This is a genomic window from Pelosinus sp. UFO1, assembly GCF_000725345.1.
Classification (GTDB): domain Bacteria; phylum Bacillota; class Negativicutes; order DSM-13327; family DSM-13327; genus Pelosinus.
Genome location: NZ_CP008852.1, coordinates 1,546,903 through 1,562,095, shown reverse-complemented (window position 1 = coordinate 1,562,095; position 15,193 = coordinate 1,546,903). Strand labels below are relative to the sequence as shown.

At 38.4% G+C, this 15,193-nt stretch carries 14 protein-coding genes; 2 read left to right on the top strand and 12 right to left on the bottom strand.

Annotated elements, in window-relative coordinates; translation table 11 throughout:
- Positions 1 to 383: 383 nt before the first annotated feature.
- A complete protein-coding gene (locus UFO1_RS07035; RefSeq protein ID WP_038669627.1) occupies positions 384 to 725 on the bottom strand; it encodes a YmaF family protein in 342 nt (113 codons plus the stop codon).
- Between the two features lie 136 nt (positions 726 to 861).
- The gene (locus UFO1_RS07030; protein WP_071841991.1) at positions 862 to 1,251 is read right to left on the bottom strand and encodes a hypothetical protein; all 390 of its coding nucleotides are present in this window, start codon (positions 1,249 to 1,251) and stop codon (positions 862 to 864) included.
- 184 nt (positions 1,252 to 1,435) lie between these two features.
- On the opposite strand from UFO1_RS07030, the gene UFO1_RS07025 reads away from it, so the two are divergent.
- Complete coding sequence (locus tag UFO1_RS07025; RefSeq protein ID WP_038669625.1) at positions 1,436 to 1,714, top strand: hypothetical protein; 279 nt, start codon at positions 1,436 to 1,438, stop codon at positions 1,712 to 1,714.
- Between the two features lie 291 nt (positions 1,715 to 2,005).
- Here UFO1_RS07025 and ligA read toward each other — a convergent pair whose 3' ends face one another.
- The 6 genes from ligA to UFO1_RS06995 all read right to left on the bottom strand — a co-directional run bounded on the left by ligA (position 2,006) and on the right by UFO1_RS06995 (position 11,797).
- Positions 2,006 to 4,036 carry an NAD-dependent DNA ligase LigA gene (gene ligA / locus UFO1_RS07020; protein WP_038669623.1) on the bottom strand — a complete coding sequence of 677 codons (2,031 nt, stop codon included), beginning with the start codon at positions 4,034 to 4,036 and terminating at the stop codon, positions 2,006 to 2,008.
- Positions 4,037 to 4,142: 106 nt separating this feature from the next.
- A complete protein-coding gene (gene pcrA, locus UFO1_RS07015; RefSeq protein WP_038669620.1) occupies positions 4,143 to 6,371 on the bottom strand; it encodes a DNA helicase PcrA in 2,229 nt (742 codons plus the stop codon).
- Between the two features lie 141 nt (positions 6,372 to 6,512).
- Positions 6,513 to 8,150 carry a putative manganese-dependent inorganic diphosphatase gene (locus tag UFO1_RS07010; protein WP_038669618.1) on the bottom strand — a complete coding sequence of 546 codons (1,638 nt, stop codon included), beginning with the start codon at positions 8,148 to 8,150 and terminating at the stop codon, positions 6,513 to 6,515.
- A 221-nt stretch (positions 8,151 to 8,371) separates the two neighbouring features.
- Entirely contained in the window at positions 8,372 to 8,686 is a 315-nt protein-coding gene (locus UFO1_RS07005) for a PTS fructose transporter subunit IIB (protein ID WP_038669616.1), read from the bottom strand.
- 34 nt (positions 8,687 to 8,720) lie between these two features.
- Entirely contained in the window at positions 8,721 to 9,770 is a 1,050-nt protein-coding gene (locus UFO1_RS07000) for a PTS fructose transporter subunit IIC (protein ID WP_038669614.1), read from the bottom strand.
- A 29-nt stretch (positions 9,771 to 9,799) separates the two neighbouring features.
- Positions 9,800 to 11,797, bottom strand: coding sequence for a transcription antiterminator (locus tag UFO1_RS06995; RefSeq protein ID WP_038669611.1), 1,998 nt, complete (start codon positions 11,795 to 11,797; stop codon positions 9,800 to 9,802).
- A 311-nt stretch (positions 11,798 to 12,108) separates the two neighbouring features.
- Between UFO1_RS06995 and UFO1_RS06990 the strand changes: the two genes are divergently transcribed.
- Positions 12,109 to 12,894, top strand: coding sequence for an ATP-binding protein (locus UFO1_RS06990; RefSeq protein ID WP_038669608.1), 786 nt, complete (start codon positions 12,109 to 12,111; stop codon positions 12,892 to 12,894).
- Between the two features lie 142 nt (positions 12,895 to 13,036).
- Here the strand turns inward: UFO1_RS06990 and UFO1_RS06985 are convergent, their stop codons facing one another.
- From UFO1_RS06985 to UFO1_RS25415, 4 genes are all read right to left on the bottom strand, one after another.
- Positions 13,037 to 13,699 (bottom strand): TVP38/TMEM64 family protein, encoded by a 663-nt coding sequence (locus UFO1_RS06985; protein WP_038669605.1) that lies wholly within the window; start codon positions 13,697 to 13,699, stop codon positions 13,037 to 13,039.
- 269 nt (positions 13,700 to 13,968) lie between these two features.
- Positions 13,969 to 14,586 (bottom strand): DUF3793 family protein, encoded by a 618-nt coding sequence (locus UFO1_RS06975; RefSeq protein ID WP_038669599.1) that lies wholly within the window; start codon positions 14,584 to 14,586, stop codon positions 13,969 to 13,971.
- A gap of 36 nt (positions 14,587 to 14,622) precedes the next feature.
- A complete protein-coding gene (locus UFO1_RS06970; RefSeq protein WP_038669596.1) occupies positions 14,623 to 14,913 on the bottom strand; it encodes a DUF2325 domain-containing protein in 291 nt (96 codons plus the stop codon).
- 89 nt (positions 14,914 to 15,002) lie between these two features.
- Positions 15,003 to 15,158: a hypothetical protein gene (locus UFO1_RS25415; protein WP_173406211.1), complete on the bottom strand. Its 156-nt coding sequence runs from the start codon at positions 15,156 to 15,158 to the stop codon at positions 15,003 to 15,005.
- Positions 15,159 to 15,193: the final 35 nt, after the last annotated feature.

Genomic DNA, 15,193 nt, shown 5'->3' with positions numbered 1-15,193 from the left:
GCAACAAATGGTGTTATTAAAATTAGAAGCAGGTCGAGGAATTTTCGTCTCCAAAAAGTATAAATAGTAGGATAATAATTGCGATAATCAGAGACCAACGATTCCTCCTATGTCCACAACTACAACCACAACCCATTTGAATACCTCCTTTTATAGATGAAATATTAAGATTTACAATTACTTTAGCTTATGATAAAAGTGGAATTTTGCCACTGACTTTTTTAATTTAATGTTCTCTTGAGTGACGAGCTATTTATTTTATCACCACAAAAATTAGAGTTCAGTATCGCCACCTGGCAATACTGAACTCCAATTAGCACTATTTAGCCATCCATTAGGATGTCTTACATTCTTTATCTGAATCCAACTCGTTTTGCATAGAGCTAGTCATCCCATACGAGAGGGTCTTGAATTTGAGTAACAAATACATATTTGTGAAAGTGGTCATCCTCCACAGTAGTTTTTCCATATACGAAATGGACATGTTTATTTGAACTTACTGCGATCGCAGGACCAGTCTGAATCCCTACTTCATGATGGTGATCCGCAAAGAAATCTGTAGATATCAATATTTCGTGTACATGACTATCTCCATATGGTATCACTTCACTTGTTATCCCAGCAAAGCGATGATTATGTGGTTCTTCCTCTTGCTCTGCGATGAATGTGCTCCCTTTAACCTCATGAACATGGCCCTGGCCGCGGTTAGTGTCTTGCTCCGTTATTTCCTATCATGCTATATTCTATGTAACATAATAATACATTGTTACAAGTTTATCAGCATATATATAAGCCAACACTCTTGAGGGCCAGAAGAAAAAAACGAAACCCAGGAAACCAGGGTTTCTGAAGTTAGGTATATTACTCTTTGTCATCGCACTTATCATCATCGCGGTCGCAGCTAATATTGATGATATGATTCTTATCATGTTTTTTATCATGGCACTTGTCGCAGCATTTGTCATCGTGGCACTTCTTGCCAGGAATAACAAATAGAATTTGCTCTATATTTATTGACACAAACGTGCCTTCGGGAATTTCAGGTCCACCCCTCTCACAAAAAGGACATGTTAATTGAATCAAAATAAATTCATGACAATCATCACATCTCCTGTGATGATGCTTTTCTTCTATTTCACCCAGGAATGTTCCGGTCAAAGTTACGAGATTATCATGAACTACTGTATCAAGAACTACCGTTACGACGACGCCACATGCAAGATCGAATCCTTTGCCTCTGGGGAACTTCATATTTTTTCCTCCTTCATATATTTTTTTGATTAATACATAATATTCATCAAAGTAACGTAAGGTGATACGTTAGCTAAAGAACACCTAATAAAGAAAAATTGTGGTGGACCATTGGTTTAATGTTTTTGTAACGCCATGCTGTTATGTTACATAGAATAAATCAAAAGATAAAGGAGGTTTTTTTATGAACGAAGATACTAGAGGATGCCAGACTAATGATTGGGATGACAAGAAGAAGAAGAAGAACAAGTGCATCATCAATATTTTCTGCAACGATAAAAAACATGATTGGATGGACGACGACAAAAAAAATGATGGTCACTGCATCATCAACATTTTCTGCAATGACCACCTAAAACATGAGGACAGCGATAGCAAGAAAAATGATGGCCACTGCGTTATTAACATTTTCTGCAACGATAAGAGGGACGATGACACATGTACTGATGAAAAAGACTGGTAACCCTCTCTCATTTATAAAACCCTGGTTTTCCAGGGTTTTATTTTTCTTTGTTACATCATTCAGTACCGCTATTTTTTACATTGCCTCGCACACGAACCCCTCCAAATTCACACAAAGCAAAAAAGCCACAAAATTCGTGGCTTCATAGACATCTCTGGATTTAATTGATGGAGGCGAGGCTTATCGAGCCCTGTCCATACCAATTTAAATAGAATTACCCATTATCCTCTGAAAATAATCTCAAAAAAGGAAGTGCAAGAACGTAGCAAGTTGTTCTTAGCACTTCCTCTTTTATTTCTCCGCCATTTTCATAAACTGTTCTTCATCAAGAACTTCCACGCCCAACTGTTGGGCTTTCTCCAATTTGCTGCCTGCTTCTGCGCCGGCTACTACGTAGCTGGTTTTTTTACTAACGGAGCCTGATACTTTACCACCGAGTTTTTGAATCATATCAGCGGCCTGGTTACGACTCATTTTCTCTAGAGTTCCTGTGAGGACAAAAGTTTTACCGACAAAAAGTTGATTTTCTTCAATGATTTGTTTTTCTTCTGTGGTTTTCACTCCTGCAGTGCGGAGCCTTTTAATCAGTTCTATATTGTCTTCCTCTGCAAAATAAGCTACAATGCTCTCTGCAATTTTGGTACCAATTTCATCAAGCTGTAGCAGCTCTTCAACAGACGCTTTTTTTACGTCCTCTAGATCTCCAAAGTGCCGGGCGACAATACCGGCAGCTTTTACACCCACATGACGAATGCCTAGAGCAAACAACAATCTTGCTAAACCTGCTTGTTTGCTGACTTCAATGGCAGTTAATAAATTTTCTACTGATTTTTGCGCCATGCGAGGCACTGTCAATACTTGTTCTAGTTTGAGCTGATACAAATCTGCTACATCTTTAACTAAGTTTGTATCTACCAAGGCATTCAGCACTGCCGGACCTAAACCATCAATGTTCATGGCATCACGAGAGACAAAATGAACTAAGCCTTCTCGAAAAAGAGCCGGGCAATGCGCATTAATACATTTATGAGCCGCTTCTCCTTCTTGGCGCACTACTTGCCCTCCGCATTCAGGACATATTTCTGGCATGACAAAAGGAACTTCATTACCTGTACGTTTTTCTAACACTACGGAGAGAACTTTGGGAATGACCTCGCCTGCCTTATGAATGATAACGGTATCTCCAATACGAATATCTTTTTCTTCTATATAGTCTAAGTTATGTAGGGTCGCGCGACTAATGGTAGAGCCAGCTACTCTGACAGGTTTCAAGATTGCTGTTGGGGTAAGAACTCCTGTCCGACCAAGTCCCACAAAAATATCCTCCACGACTGTAATGGCCTGCTCCGCAGGGAATTTATAGGCAATGGCCCATCTTGGATCTTTGGCAGTATAGCCTAATGCCTGCTGATTTGCTAAATTATTGACTTTGATTACCATACCATCAATATCATAAGGAAGTTCATAACGTTTTTCGGCAAAATTAGTACAGTAATCAATGACGTCTTCTATCGTTTCGAATATTTTGTATTGAGAATTGATTTTCAGCCCTAGTTTCTTTAGATACTCTAACATTTGACCATGTGTAGTCAGTTCCACACCAGTATATACGCCAATACCATATACAAAAATATCTAAGGCTCGATCTGCTGTTATTTTAGGATCTAGTTGCCGCAAGGAACCTGCTGCTGCATTACGAGGATTTGCTAATAATGCTTCACCAGCTTCTTCCCTTTCTCTGTTCAATCGTTCGAATTCTTTTTTAGGCATATATACTTCGCCACGCACTTCAAGCAGGGGCGGAATAGCAGTATTATCAGCATGCAAAACTAAGGGCACAGATTTTATCGTACGAATATTACTCGTTACATCTTCCCCTTGGCTGCCATTTCCCCTAGTGACGCCGCTTATTAAATGTCCCTGTTCATAAGTTAAATTAATTGCTAGTCCATCCATCTTAAGTTCTACGATATATTCTACTTTCTCTTCTATCCCGAGACCACTTTGCACTCTATTGTGAAAAGCGATTAATTCTTCTCGAGAAAAAGCATTCCCCAAACTGCGCATAGGCGTCAAATGAGTTACGCTTTGAAAACCACCGGCAACGATACCACCAACTCGCTGGGTAGGTGAGTCAGCGGTAATTAAGCTTGGGTAGGCTGTCTCGATATCGATGAGTTGGCGCATTAATAAATCAAATTGTCTATCCTCTATTTCAGGATTATCAAGAACATAGTAACGGTAGGTATGGTATTGTAGTTGTTTACGTAGTGTAGCAATTTTATCTTTTATTTGTTGTATATCTTCTCTCTGGTTTTCCATCACCTGTACACTCCTTAATTAGAATCAGGAAAGCTGCAGCAAATACACTGCAGCTTTCTTATATTGTCATAAAAAGCAACCTTTTATGAATTATATCCTCTTGGTGCTATACCTTTGTTATCGGAGCCATATTTGCTACAACGACTTTGATACCGAGTCCTGGAAAAGCAATTTTAAGTTCCTGACTATCGCCACTTTCTTTCACATCAATAACAGTACCTACGCCCCATTTTGTGTGCTGAGCCTTATCAGCTACCTTCCACGCACCACCTTGCCCTTGCGCCTGTCTCTTCGGTGAAACCATTGTTGGCATAGGACCCCTTAGAGGGCTTTGGACAACGGAAGAAGTTGCTGGAGTAACTGCTACGCGGTTACTGCTATTGGCAAGACCATATTGATTTTGCCTTCCTGAATATTTCTCTATCATAGCAGTAGGTATTTCACTCATAAATCTAGATAGCGGAAACATTTGTGTCCTGCCATAAATGGTTCGCATACGTGCATTGGTCATATATAGCTTACGGCGGGCTCTAGTAATTCCCACATAACAAATACGTCGTTCCTCTTCTATTTCTTCCTCATTCATTAGGGTACGTGAATGGGGGAATAATCCTTCTTCCATTCCTGCCATAAAGACAACGGGAAACTCCAACCCTTTTGCTGAGTGTAAGGTCATCAAGGTAAGACGTGCTTCTGTTATTTCTGCATTATCAATATCAGCAACCAAGGCTACCTGCTCTAAAAACTTTTCTAAGGTTTCTTCTCCATCCCCTTTAGCAAAATCCTTAGCGACACTTAAAAATTCTTTTAAGTTGTCTAAGCGATTTTCATCTTGGGGATCCGTGCTTTTCTGTAATTCCTCAACATAACCAGAATCATGCATAACTTTATTTACTAGTTCAACAACAGACAAAGACTGCACCTGTGACATTAAGTTAAAGATCAGTTCTGCCAAAAATTCTAGAGGTCCCTTGGATCTAGCAGTAAGGCCAGGAACTAAATCCGGATTGCTAACTACATCAAACAAGGTCATATTATGTTCTGCCGCATAAGCCGTCAAGCGGCCGATGGTAGTATCGCCAAGACCACGGCGGGGAACGTTAATAATTCGCAGTAAGCTTACACTGTCTGCTGGGTTAAAAATAACACGCAAGTAGGCCAAGATATCTTTGATTTCTTTCCGATCATAGAACTTTAACCCGCCCACAATTACATAGGGGATCCCACTCTGCATAAAAGCTTCTTCAATGGCACGAGACTGAGTATTAGTACGATATAATACCGCAATATCTCCGTAGGATGTACGGTGTACCGTATTGAGTTTGGTAATCGTATCCGCAATAAATTGGGCTTCATCTCGTTCATGATGTGCCAAATAATGAGTAATAAGATCGCCTTCTGGGTTTTGCGTCCATAATTCCTTGGGGCGGCGCGAACTATTATGTTCAATTACGGCATTGGCTGCATCAAGAATTACTTGTGTCGAACGATAGTTTTGTTCCAATTTGATAATTTTGGTTTCAGGATAATCTTTTTCAAAATCTAAAATATTCCGAATGTCAGCTCCCCGCCAGCCATAGATACTCTGATCCGCATCACCTACGACACAAAGATTGCGATGCTTGTCTGCTAGCATACGTGCTAAAAGATATTGAGCTCTATTGGTATCTTGGTACTCATCAATCATAATATAATGAAATTTACGTTGATATTTGGCTAGCACTTCTTCGTTACTTTGTAACAAGCGTACAGATAACATGAGTAGATCATCAAAATCTAGGGCATTATTGGTACGCAATTTTTGCTGATATAACTGATAAATCTCCGCTATTTTTTGTTCATGAAAATTACTAGCCACTGTAGTAAATTCTCTCTCATCCTGCAGGGCATTTTTGGCATTAGAAATCGTAGATAAAACACTACTTGGCTGAAATTGCTTGTCATCTAGGTTTAACTGCTTTAAGCAACTTTTAACCAAAGACTGGGTATCAGATGTATCATAAATTACAAAATTACTTTTATAACCGGCCATACCACTAATTTCCATACGAAGAAATTTAGCACAAAAGGCATGAAAGGTACTAAGCCAAATATCTTTAGACTGTTCCCCTACAATGGCATGCACCCGCTCTTTCATTTCTGCCGCCGCTTTATTAGTAAAGGTAATGGCTAAAATATTATAAGGTGCCACTCCTTGCTCCAAAAGATAAGCAATGCGACAAGTTAATACTTTTGTTTTCCCTGAACCTGCACCAGCCATAATGAGCAATGGTCCATTTGTATGAGCAACTGCTTCTCTTTGCATAGGATTCAATCCGTCTATAATATTCTGCATATAACCCTCCGTAGTAACATTAACGTTGAACTTTTGATAACTTTATCTTATTCGCTAAAAATACTCTATTTCCTGTCAGATCTCATAAAAAATAGATTATAATGCGATAATTGACCGCATTATAATCTATTTATCCTTTTACTAAACCCTTGCAGCCTCTGACATAGGAGGAATGATTTGTTTTTTCCGAGACATTACCCCTGGAAGATGAAGAACACCATCCGCCCCATCATTACCAAAAGCTTCGGTTAATAAACTAGCGGGTTGACCAACATAAACTAAGTGGGTACCTTCCTCTAAAATATCAGTGACCATTAATAAAACCATATCGTAATTTTCTTTTTGCCGTATTATCTCCATATCTTGCTGCAATTTTTCTTTAATTGACAGTACCTCGCCCGCATCCATTACGGAGATTTGTCCTACTGTCATACGATAATCACCAATTTGAAATTCTTTTATATCATTGGCAATAATATCAGCTGTAGTCATTCCTTTTATACTAGCCCCAGCTTTTAATATACTCATCCCAAATTCCTGAAGATCTAGTTCAGCAATTTCAGCAAGCCGTGCCGCAGTCCTACGGTCTTTCTCTGTGCAAGTAGGCGATTTGAATAGTACAGTATCTGATAAAATGGCAGCCAATAACAATCCTGCAATATCTTTAGGTATCGTTATGTTACGGTGCCAATACATATTTGAAACAATAGTAGCGGTACAGCCCACAGGCTCATGGCGGATAAAAATGGGCTCACTGGTCTGCAAACCGCCCAAGCGATGATGGTCAATAATTTCTATAATTTGCGCTTCCTCAATTCCCTCTACCGCTTGACCTCTTTCATTGTGATCGACAAGAATGATTTTTGTACGTTCTTGCACAATAAGTTTATCACGATGAATGGCCCCTACTAACTTCCCATTTTCCACTACTGGATACACCCGATAATTCGTATCCGCAACGATTTTTTTTATGTCCGTCACTAAATCCGTAGGCTTAAAACTAATGACTTGCTTGCGCATAACCATGCTCAATGGGATGCTCTGATTAATTAGACGAGCAGATGTATAGGTATCGTGAGGACACGTGATGACTATAATCCCCCGTTCCATTGCCTTCTCTATAACTTCTTTGTCTACTTCCACATTCCCTGTAACAATCAAACAAGAGATACCACAATCTAGAGAAGTCAGTTGGGCATTCTTACGATCACCAACTAATACGATATCATTTTCACTAACAAACTTTTGTATAAGCTTATGGCTCCCTGCGGCAATATGTACTCTACCTGCCACTTTACGCTCCAAGTTTTCTCCGTAAACTAAGACACCTTCAAGTGCTTTTACTACTCCGACAAAATCTACACCTGCTTGACTCAAATCCTGCATCTGCAATTCATCAAAATATAGATTAGCCAAGTCACCTACTGTTACAACACCCGCCATAATCCGCTTTTCATCCACAACAGGTACCGATTTCACATTATATTGTCTCATAATGCGGCCCAAATCACGTAATGTATCTGCAGGGCCAGCTGTTATTACTTCTGTTTGCATAATATCTTTAACCCTTGGATATAAATCTGTAACAAGTTGAGGCTTATCAAAGCCTAAGGTTTCCAGAACAAACTTGGTCTCACTATTAAGTTTTCCAGCCCTAGCAGCTATCGCATTTTCCCCTCTAACCTGTTGAAAATGAGCATAACCAATTGCTGAACATATGGAATCCGTATCGGGGTTGCGATGCCCGATAACATAAGTAGGTTTAGAAGTTTCTGTCATATAAAGTCCTCCGTCGCTATTACTTATAAATCTGCAAAATTTTCATCTTATATTCTACCCTATTTACTTGTATCTGAATAGTATTTTAAAAAATTTCTATAAAAAGAAAAAAACAAACCAGTTGCACCTGCATACTAGCCTGTTTCCATGGTATCTAAATGACTAGATACAGATTAAGTTTAAAAACTCTCTCTGCATCTAGTCAGCTTTAAGTTAACTTATCATTTTTCATTAAATTGAACTAATGCCTCTGTTATCAATCCTTTAGGATTTTTGATGGCCTTTTGCGATTCCGTTTTGTATATAAACTTATTTTTGAAACGCATTTCCTCTTTTACGGCAACATCAGCTGCTAGTATAACCAAATCAGCTTCGTCTACTTCTTTTTGTGTAATCTTATTTTCAATTCCAATGGATCCTTGTGTTTCCACTTTCATAGTATGACCGAGATTGACTGCCGCTTTTTGTAATGCGGCTGCTGCCATATAGGTATGAGCAATTCCTACTGGGCATGCAGTTACTGCAACAATTTTCATAATGCCACCTCATTTACCTGATTTGATATGGAAATTATACACCTATTCCTGTACTGTCTGAATCTAATTCTTCAGTAACTGGTTTCTTCAGCATATTTACCATAAATGCGGTAACTCCTACGCCTATTAATATGGCCACAATAAACATGATAGGGTTATCTACAACTGGCAATACAATTGGCCCACCATGAGGTGCATGATCACCTACACCAAACATAGCAGCAACAGCCGCACCAATTGCTGAACCAACTACGATAGAAGGTATTACCCGAATTGGATCCCCTGCTGCAAAAGGAATAGCTCCTTCTGTAATTCCTATCATCCCCATAGCCAGAGCACCATAACCAGCCTCTCTTTCCAGTTCACTATATTTCTTAGGCGCCAATAACGTTGCAACACCCATTCCAAGAGGCGGAATACAAATCGCTACAGCTACAGGTCCCATTACAGTATAAACACCTTCACCAATCATGGCTGCACCAAATAAGAAGGCTACCTTATTTACAGGCCCCCCCATATCAAAGGCAATCATAGCTCCCATAACTAATGATAGCAATACCGCATTCCCTTGCCCCATAGCTTTAAGACCAGATGTCATTGCTTCCATCAATCCAGCAATGGGAGTACCAACCACATAAATCATTAATCCACCTACGACCAAAGCAGACAATAAAGGAATTACGAATATAGGCATAATGGGTTTTAAACTTAAAGGAACTTGCCAACATTTTATCCATCTAGCAACATAACCTGCAATAAAACCTGCTACAATACCACCAAGAAAACCAGCTTTCAAATTGGCTGCTAATACACCACCAACAAGTCCTGGGGCAATCCCTGGGCGATCAGCAATACCGTAAGCAATGAAACCAGCTAATACAGGTACCATCATAGAAAAAGCCGCAACACCAATATCAAGCATGTTTTTAAATACGGGATTGGTAACAACTGCACCTTTACCAGCTTCCACACCGCTTAGAGCAATCGATAAGGCAATAAGCACACCACCGATTACAACAATAGGAATCATATAAGATACGCCTGTCATTAGATACTGTCTTATGTTTTTCAGCTCTTCACTCATTACATTCTCCCCCTATTCGTTTTACTCCTTTACTCCACCTGAATAATACTTAGTGCTTCTAATATTCCTTGCTTGGTGTCTGCATTATTTAAAATTTCTATAAAGTCCTCGTCCATAAGTTTCATTGACAATTGTGACAATATCTTCAAATGGACATTATTAAGATTTTCAGCAGGCACACCTAGTAAAAAAATTAAATTAACTAAGCTACCATCATGTGATCCCCAATCGATCCCCTGCCTAATTTTACCGAAAACAAACATCGCCTCCTTCACCGCTTTTGATTTCCCATGGGGTATTGCTATCCCGTTTCCCACCCCCGTTGAAAAGTTGTTTTCTCTTTCCAATACATCCTGAATAAACTCATCCAAAGAGCTGATTTTTCCAGCCTTTTCAGCTAATAATGCCATCTGGCGAATAACGTCTGCTTTATCTGTCGCCTCAATATCCAAATTGATCAGATCCTCGTTTATCAACATTAAAATCCCTCCATTATAGTTTATTTCTCTTGTATTAAACTCATTAATAAAGGTTTCCAGCTTTCTAATATCTTTCTGCACCAATAAAGGGCTTATATGAATAACGGGGCGATTGACTGTTCCTCTGGAAAGGGGCACAGTGGAAATAATAAAATCTACGTCATGTGTTATATCTTCTTGAATGTCTGCTACGGAAAGTATATTCTTGATTTCAATATCCCGAAAGCATCGCCCTAAACGGGCAGCCAATAGTTGAGATGTTCCAATACCACTTGTGCAGACAACTAATGCTTTGAAAGTTTTTTTGCTTCTTTCCATTGCCGCCCCAATATGTAGTGCAATATAACCAATTTCTTCTTCGTTCACCCGACAACCAACGTATTTTTCAAATACAATACTTGTCATCCAGGCAGCACCATATACCTCTGGATAATTTTCTTTTATTTCATGTAGTATGGGATTTTTCAAAGTTAGTCCATATTTCAAACGATTAATTGTCGGGCGTAAATGCAGCAACAGACCAGTCAGTAATTGTTTATCATTGGTAAAATCTACATTTAAAACACCTTGGGCGATAGTAATGATTTCCCTAGCGATAACAAGAGCTAGATTATTATCTTCATCTAATTTCAGATGAACCTCTTCTATAGGATTTTGTTGCATTTTCGCCCCAAGAATATGCAGTAAGATATAGCCTATTTCAGGTTCTGGTAAGGTAACTTGAAAAGATGCTTCAATACTTTCTCCTATATCTTTAGCGACTTGGTATTCATCTTTTGACTGTAAATGCAATAAAGTACGATTCGCCAAACAAATATCTTTTTTATGCTCTAATCTTTTTATGGCAATGGCTACGTGAATGACCAAGCTAACATAAGCTTCATCGGAGAAGTGAAATGCTAATTTTTCTTCCGCCTGTGTTAAGATTCTTTCTAGCTGGCGGAAATCGATATTGATTAATTCTTTTAACTTTCGTAATGTTTTATAATCAATTCTGCCTCCGTAATGTTCATATAACATTTCTTTGAGTTCATCTTGTTCTCGATGGTAGGCAATTAGGCTAACCACTGCCTTACGCCAATTTTCTTCTTCACCAATTACTTCTATACCATAATTTGTTTTACTCAATAAGTTCAATTCAAAACCATTCAGCCACTCTTCTACATCAACTAAATCCTTGTGAATCGTAACCTTACTAACATAGAGTTCATCTGCTAAATCCTGCATACGAATTTGATTATCTGCCATCAATAACCGTTTTAGTATGGAATACTTTCTAGCCTTTGGAGAGAAAGGCTGATCCGCACCTCTACTATTTTCAATTTTGCTGCTTAGACTTACCTTTTGTTCTTCAGACCCCTGTAGCAGAATACCCGAACCAGTCTTTTTTACCAGTAACAAACCTGTATTTTTAATATGGTCTTCCACTTTACTTAAATCATTTCGAATTGTCTTATTCGACACAGTAAGCATGCCCGCAATCTCATCTACGGTAATTGCCTGATTTCTATTTAGCAATATACGAATGATTGCTAAAATGCGTTCCATAAATTAATCACCCCATTGCCACAATGAATGTGGTAACTTAGTTATATATTTATTCATAATCGAATTGTCTGTTAATTTAATTATAGTCTCTTTCTACTGATTTTCAATGGGTTAATAGGTACATTTTTATACCTCAGCATTGTGGTAAAAGTTTATCAATCCCTTCATAGTCATCTTACTTTCTATCGCAATCGTTTCTCCCGTTACAATTCTCCTCTCGAAAGACTAGACTATATTACAAAAATCCATTATTATTACAGAAGATTTACTTATTCTTATTAAATTTATAATCCAATAATAGGAGATGCTAAATGAAGAAAAATTTGCCGGAGCATTACTTTTCTCGGCTTTGTCGCGCTATTACTGAATTTGATATGATAGCAGCAGGTGATAAAATATTAATCGGCTTATCAGGTGGTAAAGATAGTACATTTTTGACCTATGCTCTTTCCATACTTCGCCAGCGTTCAGCGAAGCCTTTTGAAATCGCAGCTTTAACCATCGACCCTTTGTTTACCGATGATTTTGATCCGAAACCCATCTCAGATTTTTGCGCCGATCTCGATGTACCCTTCTACACACAAAAAACAGATATTGCTGGAATCATTAAAAACAATGATGGTAAAGATCCCTGTTTTACCTGTGCTTTTTTTCGCCGTGGTACCATAAATAACTTTGCGGTTGAAAATGGTTTTAACAAAGTAGCCTATGCTCACCACCATGATGATGCCGTAGAGACTTTCTTAATGGGTCTACTTTATTCTGGACAAATTAAAACCTTTATGCCAACCACTTATTTAGATCGGAAAAACCTTACGGTCATTCGTCCCTTACTGTATTTTCGTGAGTACGAGCTAAAAGAGACTCCTAAAATTCACGGCTTTACTCCTATTCCAAGCCCATGTCCTTTAAACGGCCTTACAAAACGCCAAGAAGCAAAAGATATGATTGCATCCTTGGAGAAGTCAAACCCCGAAATCTATCCTCATCTAGCTGCGGCTATGCGGCAAAGCCCAACTTCTGAGTTATGGCCTGCAGAGTTAACAAGAGAGGAACTTCGCGTCAAACATCTTCAATTTTGGAATAAGAGCAAATAAGAAAAGACTTGGCTTGTGCCAAGTCCTCGGACGCAGGCAAAAGCCTTAGTCGTTCTTACTTGGAACCAAGGAAGTGTTATACTTTCTTGGTTCCGTAAAATAAGACCTTGCCTCAATAAGGCAAGGTCTATTTATTATATTACTAAACTCTTCTTTGTTTTACAAAATGATATAATAGCGGCGTGCACATAACAACTACGACAAATAACAGTGCTAATAAAAAGGTTGAGGAAAAAACATCTGTCAGGGAATAACCTAATACATTATACGCAAATGCTCCAGGAATCATGCCAAGAGCAGTTGCCGCTGTATAATCCCAAAAGCGAATCTTAGATAATCCGGCTAAATAGCTTACGGGATCATACGGGAAAATAGGTACAATTCGCATGATTAACATAGTACGAAAGCCGTTCTGTGCAATTTGACTTTCAAATAATTGAAGTTGCGAAAATTTTCCTATGTATTTTTGCATTTTATCACGTCCCAATAAACGGGCTATAGTAAAACACAAACAAGCGCCCATAACGCCGCCTAAGACAACATAGAAAGTTCCCCACCAAGGGCCAAAGGCCAAACCACCTGCTAAGGTAAGAAGAATAGCAGGAAATAGAAGTAAGGGCCTAATTGTATACATTACCACATAGACAACAGGACCCCACCACCCGAAAGATAGTACTATATTCCGAATGGATTCAGGCGTCAGGCGACTAATTCCTACAAAATGCACTAACAGTAGCACAAATAAAAAAGAAACCAATAAAAAACCAGCCTTCATCGCTGATTTTTTTTCACACATCATTATCATTATTAAATATAAACCTCATTTATTACAAAGAATATGGCTATTTTTTCTACTCTCAAATTATAACTGCATTCTTTATATAATGTAAAGAAAAAAAGCAGATTTTCATGCAAAAAAGCTGCTTTTTCACCAATTGTTTTAGATGAAGGTATAGCATATCCAAAAAAGTCACACATAATAATGATTCCAATCTTATTGCCGTAGCAAAATAGTACGGCTAAACAGCACTTGAAATAGTAGTAAAGCATACACTTTATGTACCTCTTGTACTTTTAAGCAGTCATTGTACAGGATCCATATAAAACCTCTTTCACTGCATATCCTTTCATCATCCAATCTGCCACCTTACTTTTTGCTTCCTCCATCCGTTGCATCATAGAGAGTGAAGATGCTGGATCACCATAAACCTTCCACATACCATGACAAGTATGGCATTCTCCTCCGAGTCCCATAAATCCCATGACATCTTTAAGAGGAATCCCTAATAGAATACCCATTTCATGAGGACAAACTCCCTGAAAACGTTCTTTAAAATGTTCCAACAACTCCTCTAAGTTCATAGCGGCATGATAACCAAACCCTGCTAAGAAACGGCGGTTATTATCATCATTTACATAGGCATTTAATAAATCCACCCGATAGAAAAGTACTTTCATACTTGCTGCGTCCTCTTTTAGCACGATCCACTCCATATTACTGTTAGCCAACAATCCCTGTCCATATGTAAGCCATAATGTTTTCATTAAAAATTGGGGTGAATCCATTAAATTGAGTAAAGTACTTGGTTTCTCACCGTAAATAGTCGGTGCTAATTCTACCACTAACCATTTAGAGAAAAAATCTGCGTCGTTTTTAGTATCTTGAATTTGTAAAAATTGTTTCCAACTCATGATAATCAATTCCACCTTTAATACTATTTTTATATCTTATTCCATAACTCCTGCGGCTGCTATTTTTTCTTCCACAGCACCCCAGGACCGTTTAGAAAACACTAAAGGAACATCTTGGGCCTTTGCAATTGCCTTCACCATTTTAGCCGTATTATGATTTACATAATCTGTTAGAACCAATACAAATTGTGTCTTTTTAGGAATACTGATTTTATTTTGATTTGACACTCTCCGGCCATCTATATGTGTCAATTCCGTTACCCCTAACGAATATAAATTCTTTTCAATACTACCTAAATAATCAGCTCCAATTACTACGATAGACATAAATACCCCTCCTCATTGTTATTGATTATCATTCTCATTAATTTATTAAAAAATAAAGGTAGCCACTGAGCTATCTTCATTTAATCCGATTACTTACAATTAGTTGTTGATCCACAACCACCACAGCCACTACTTTTCCCTGAGCCGCTGCAACATGAACCTTGTCCTTTTATATTTTTCCAAACCGTCAAGGCTATATAACCAACTGCGAGTATACCAATTCCATATAATATTATTGTCTGCATGTTTCTCTCCTCCTTTTTCAAAACATATAGCGAAT

Excerpts from the sequence above, each read along its gene's own strand:
- UFO1_RS07025 (WP_038669625.1), top strand. The coding sequence starts at position 1,436 with ATGAACGAAGATACTAGAGGATGCCAGACTAATGATTGGGATGACAAG.
- UFO1_RS07030 (WP_071841991.1), bottom strand. The coding sequence starts at position 1,251 with ATGAAGTTCCCCAGAGGCAAAGGATTCGATCTTGCATGTGGCGTCGTC.
- UFO1_RS06995 (WP_038669611.1), bottom strand. The coding sequence starts at position 11,797 with ATGGAACGCATTTTAGCAATCATTCGTATATTGCTAAATAGAAATCAG.
- pcrA (WP_038669620.1), bottom strand. The coding sequence starts at position 6,371 with ATGCAGAATATTATAGACGGATTGAATCCTATGCAAAGAGAAGCAGTT.
- UFO1_RS06975 (WP_038669599.1), bottom strand. The coding sequence starts at position 14,586 with ATGAGTTGGAAACAATTTTTACAAATTCAAGATACTAAAAACGACGCA.
- UFO1_RS07005 (WP_038669616.1), bottom strand. The coding sequence starts at position 8,686 with ATGAAAATTGTTGCAGTAACTGCATGCCCAGTAGGAATTGCTCATACC.
- UFO1_RS07010 (WP_038669618.1), bottom strand. The coding sequence starts at position 8,150 with ATGACAGAAACTTCTAAACCTACTTATGTTATCGGGCATCGCAACCCC.
- UFO1_RS25415 (WP_173406211.1), bottom strand. The coding sequence starts at position 15,158 with ATGCAGACAATAATATTATATGGAATTGGTATACTCGCAGTTGGTTAT.
- UFO1_RS06985 (WP_038669605.1), bottom strand. The coding sequence starts at position 13,699 with ATGATAATGATGTGTGAAAAAAAATCAGCGATGAAGGCTGGTTTTTTA.
- UFO1_RS07000 (WP_038669614.1), bottom strand. The coding sequence starts at position 9,770 with ATGAGTGAAGAGCTGAAAAACATAAGACAGTATCTAATGACAGGCGTA.
- ligA (WP_038669623.1), bottom strand. The coding sequence starts at position 4,036 with ATGGAAAACCAGAGAGAAGATATACAACAAATAAAAGATAAAATTGCT.
- UFO1_RS06970 (WP_038669596.1), bottom strand. The coding sequence starts at position 14,913 with ATGTCTATCGTAGTAATTGGAGCTGATTATTTAGGTAGTATTGAAAAG.
- UFO1_RS06990 (WP_038669608.1), top strand. The coding sequence starts at position 12,109 with ATGAAGAAAAATTTGCCGGAGCATTACTTTTCTCGGCTTTGTCGCGCT.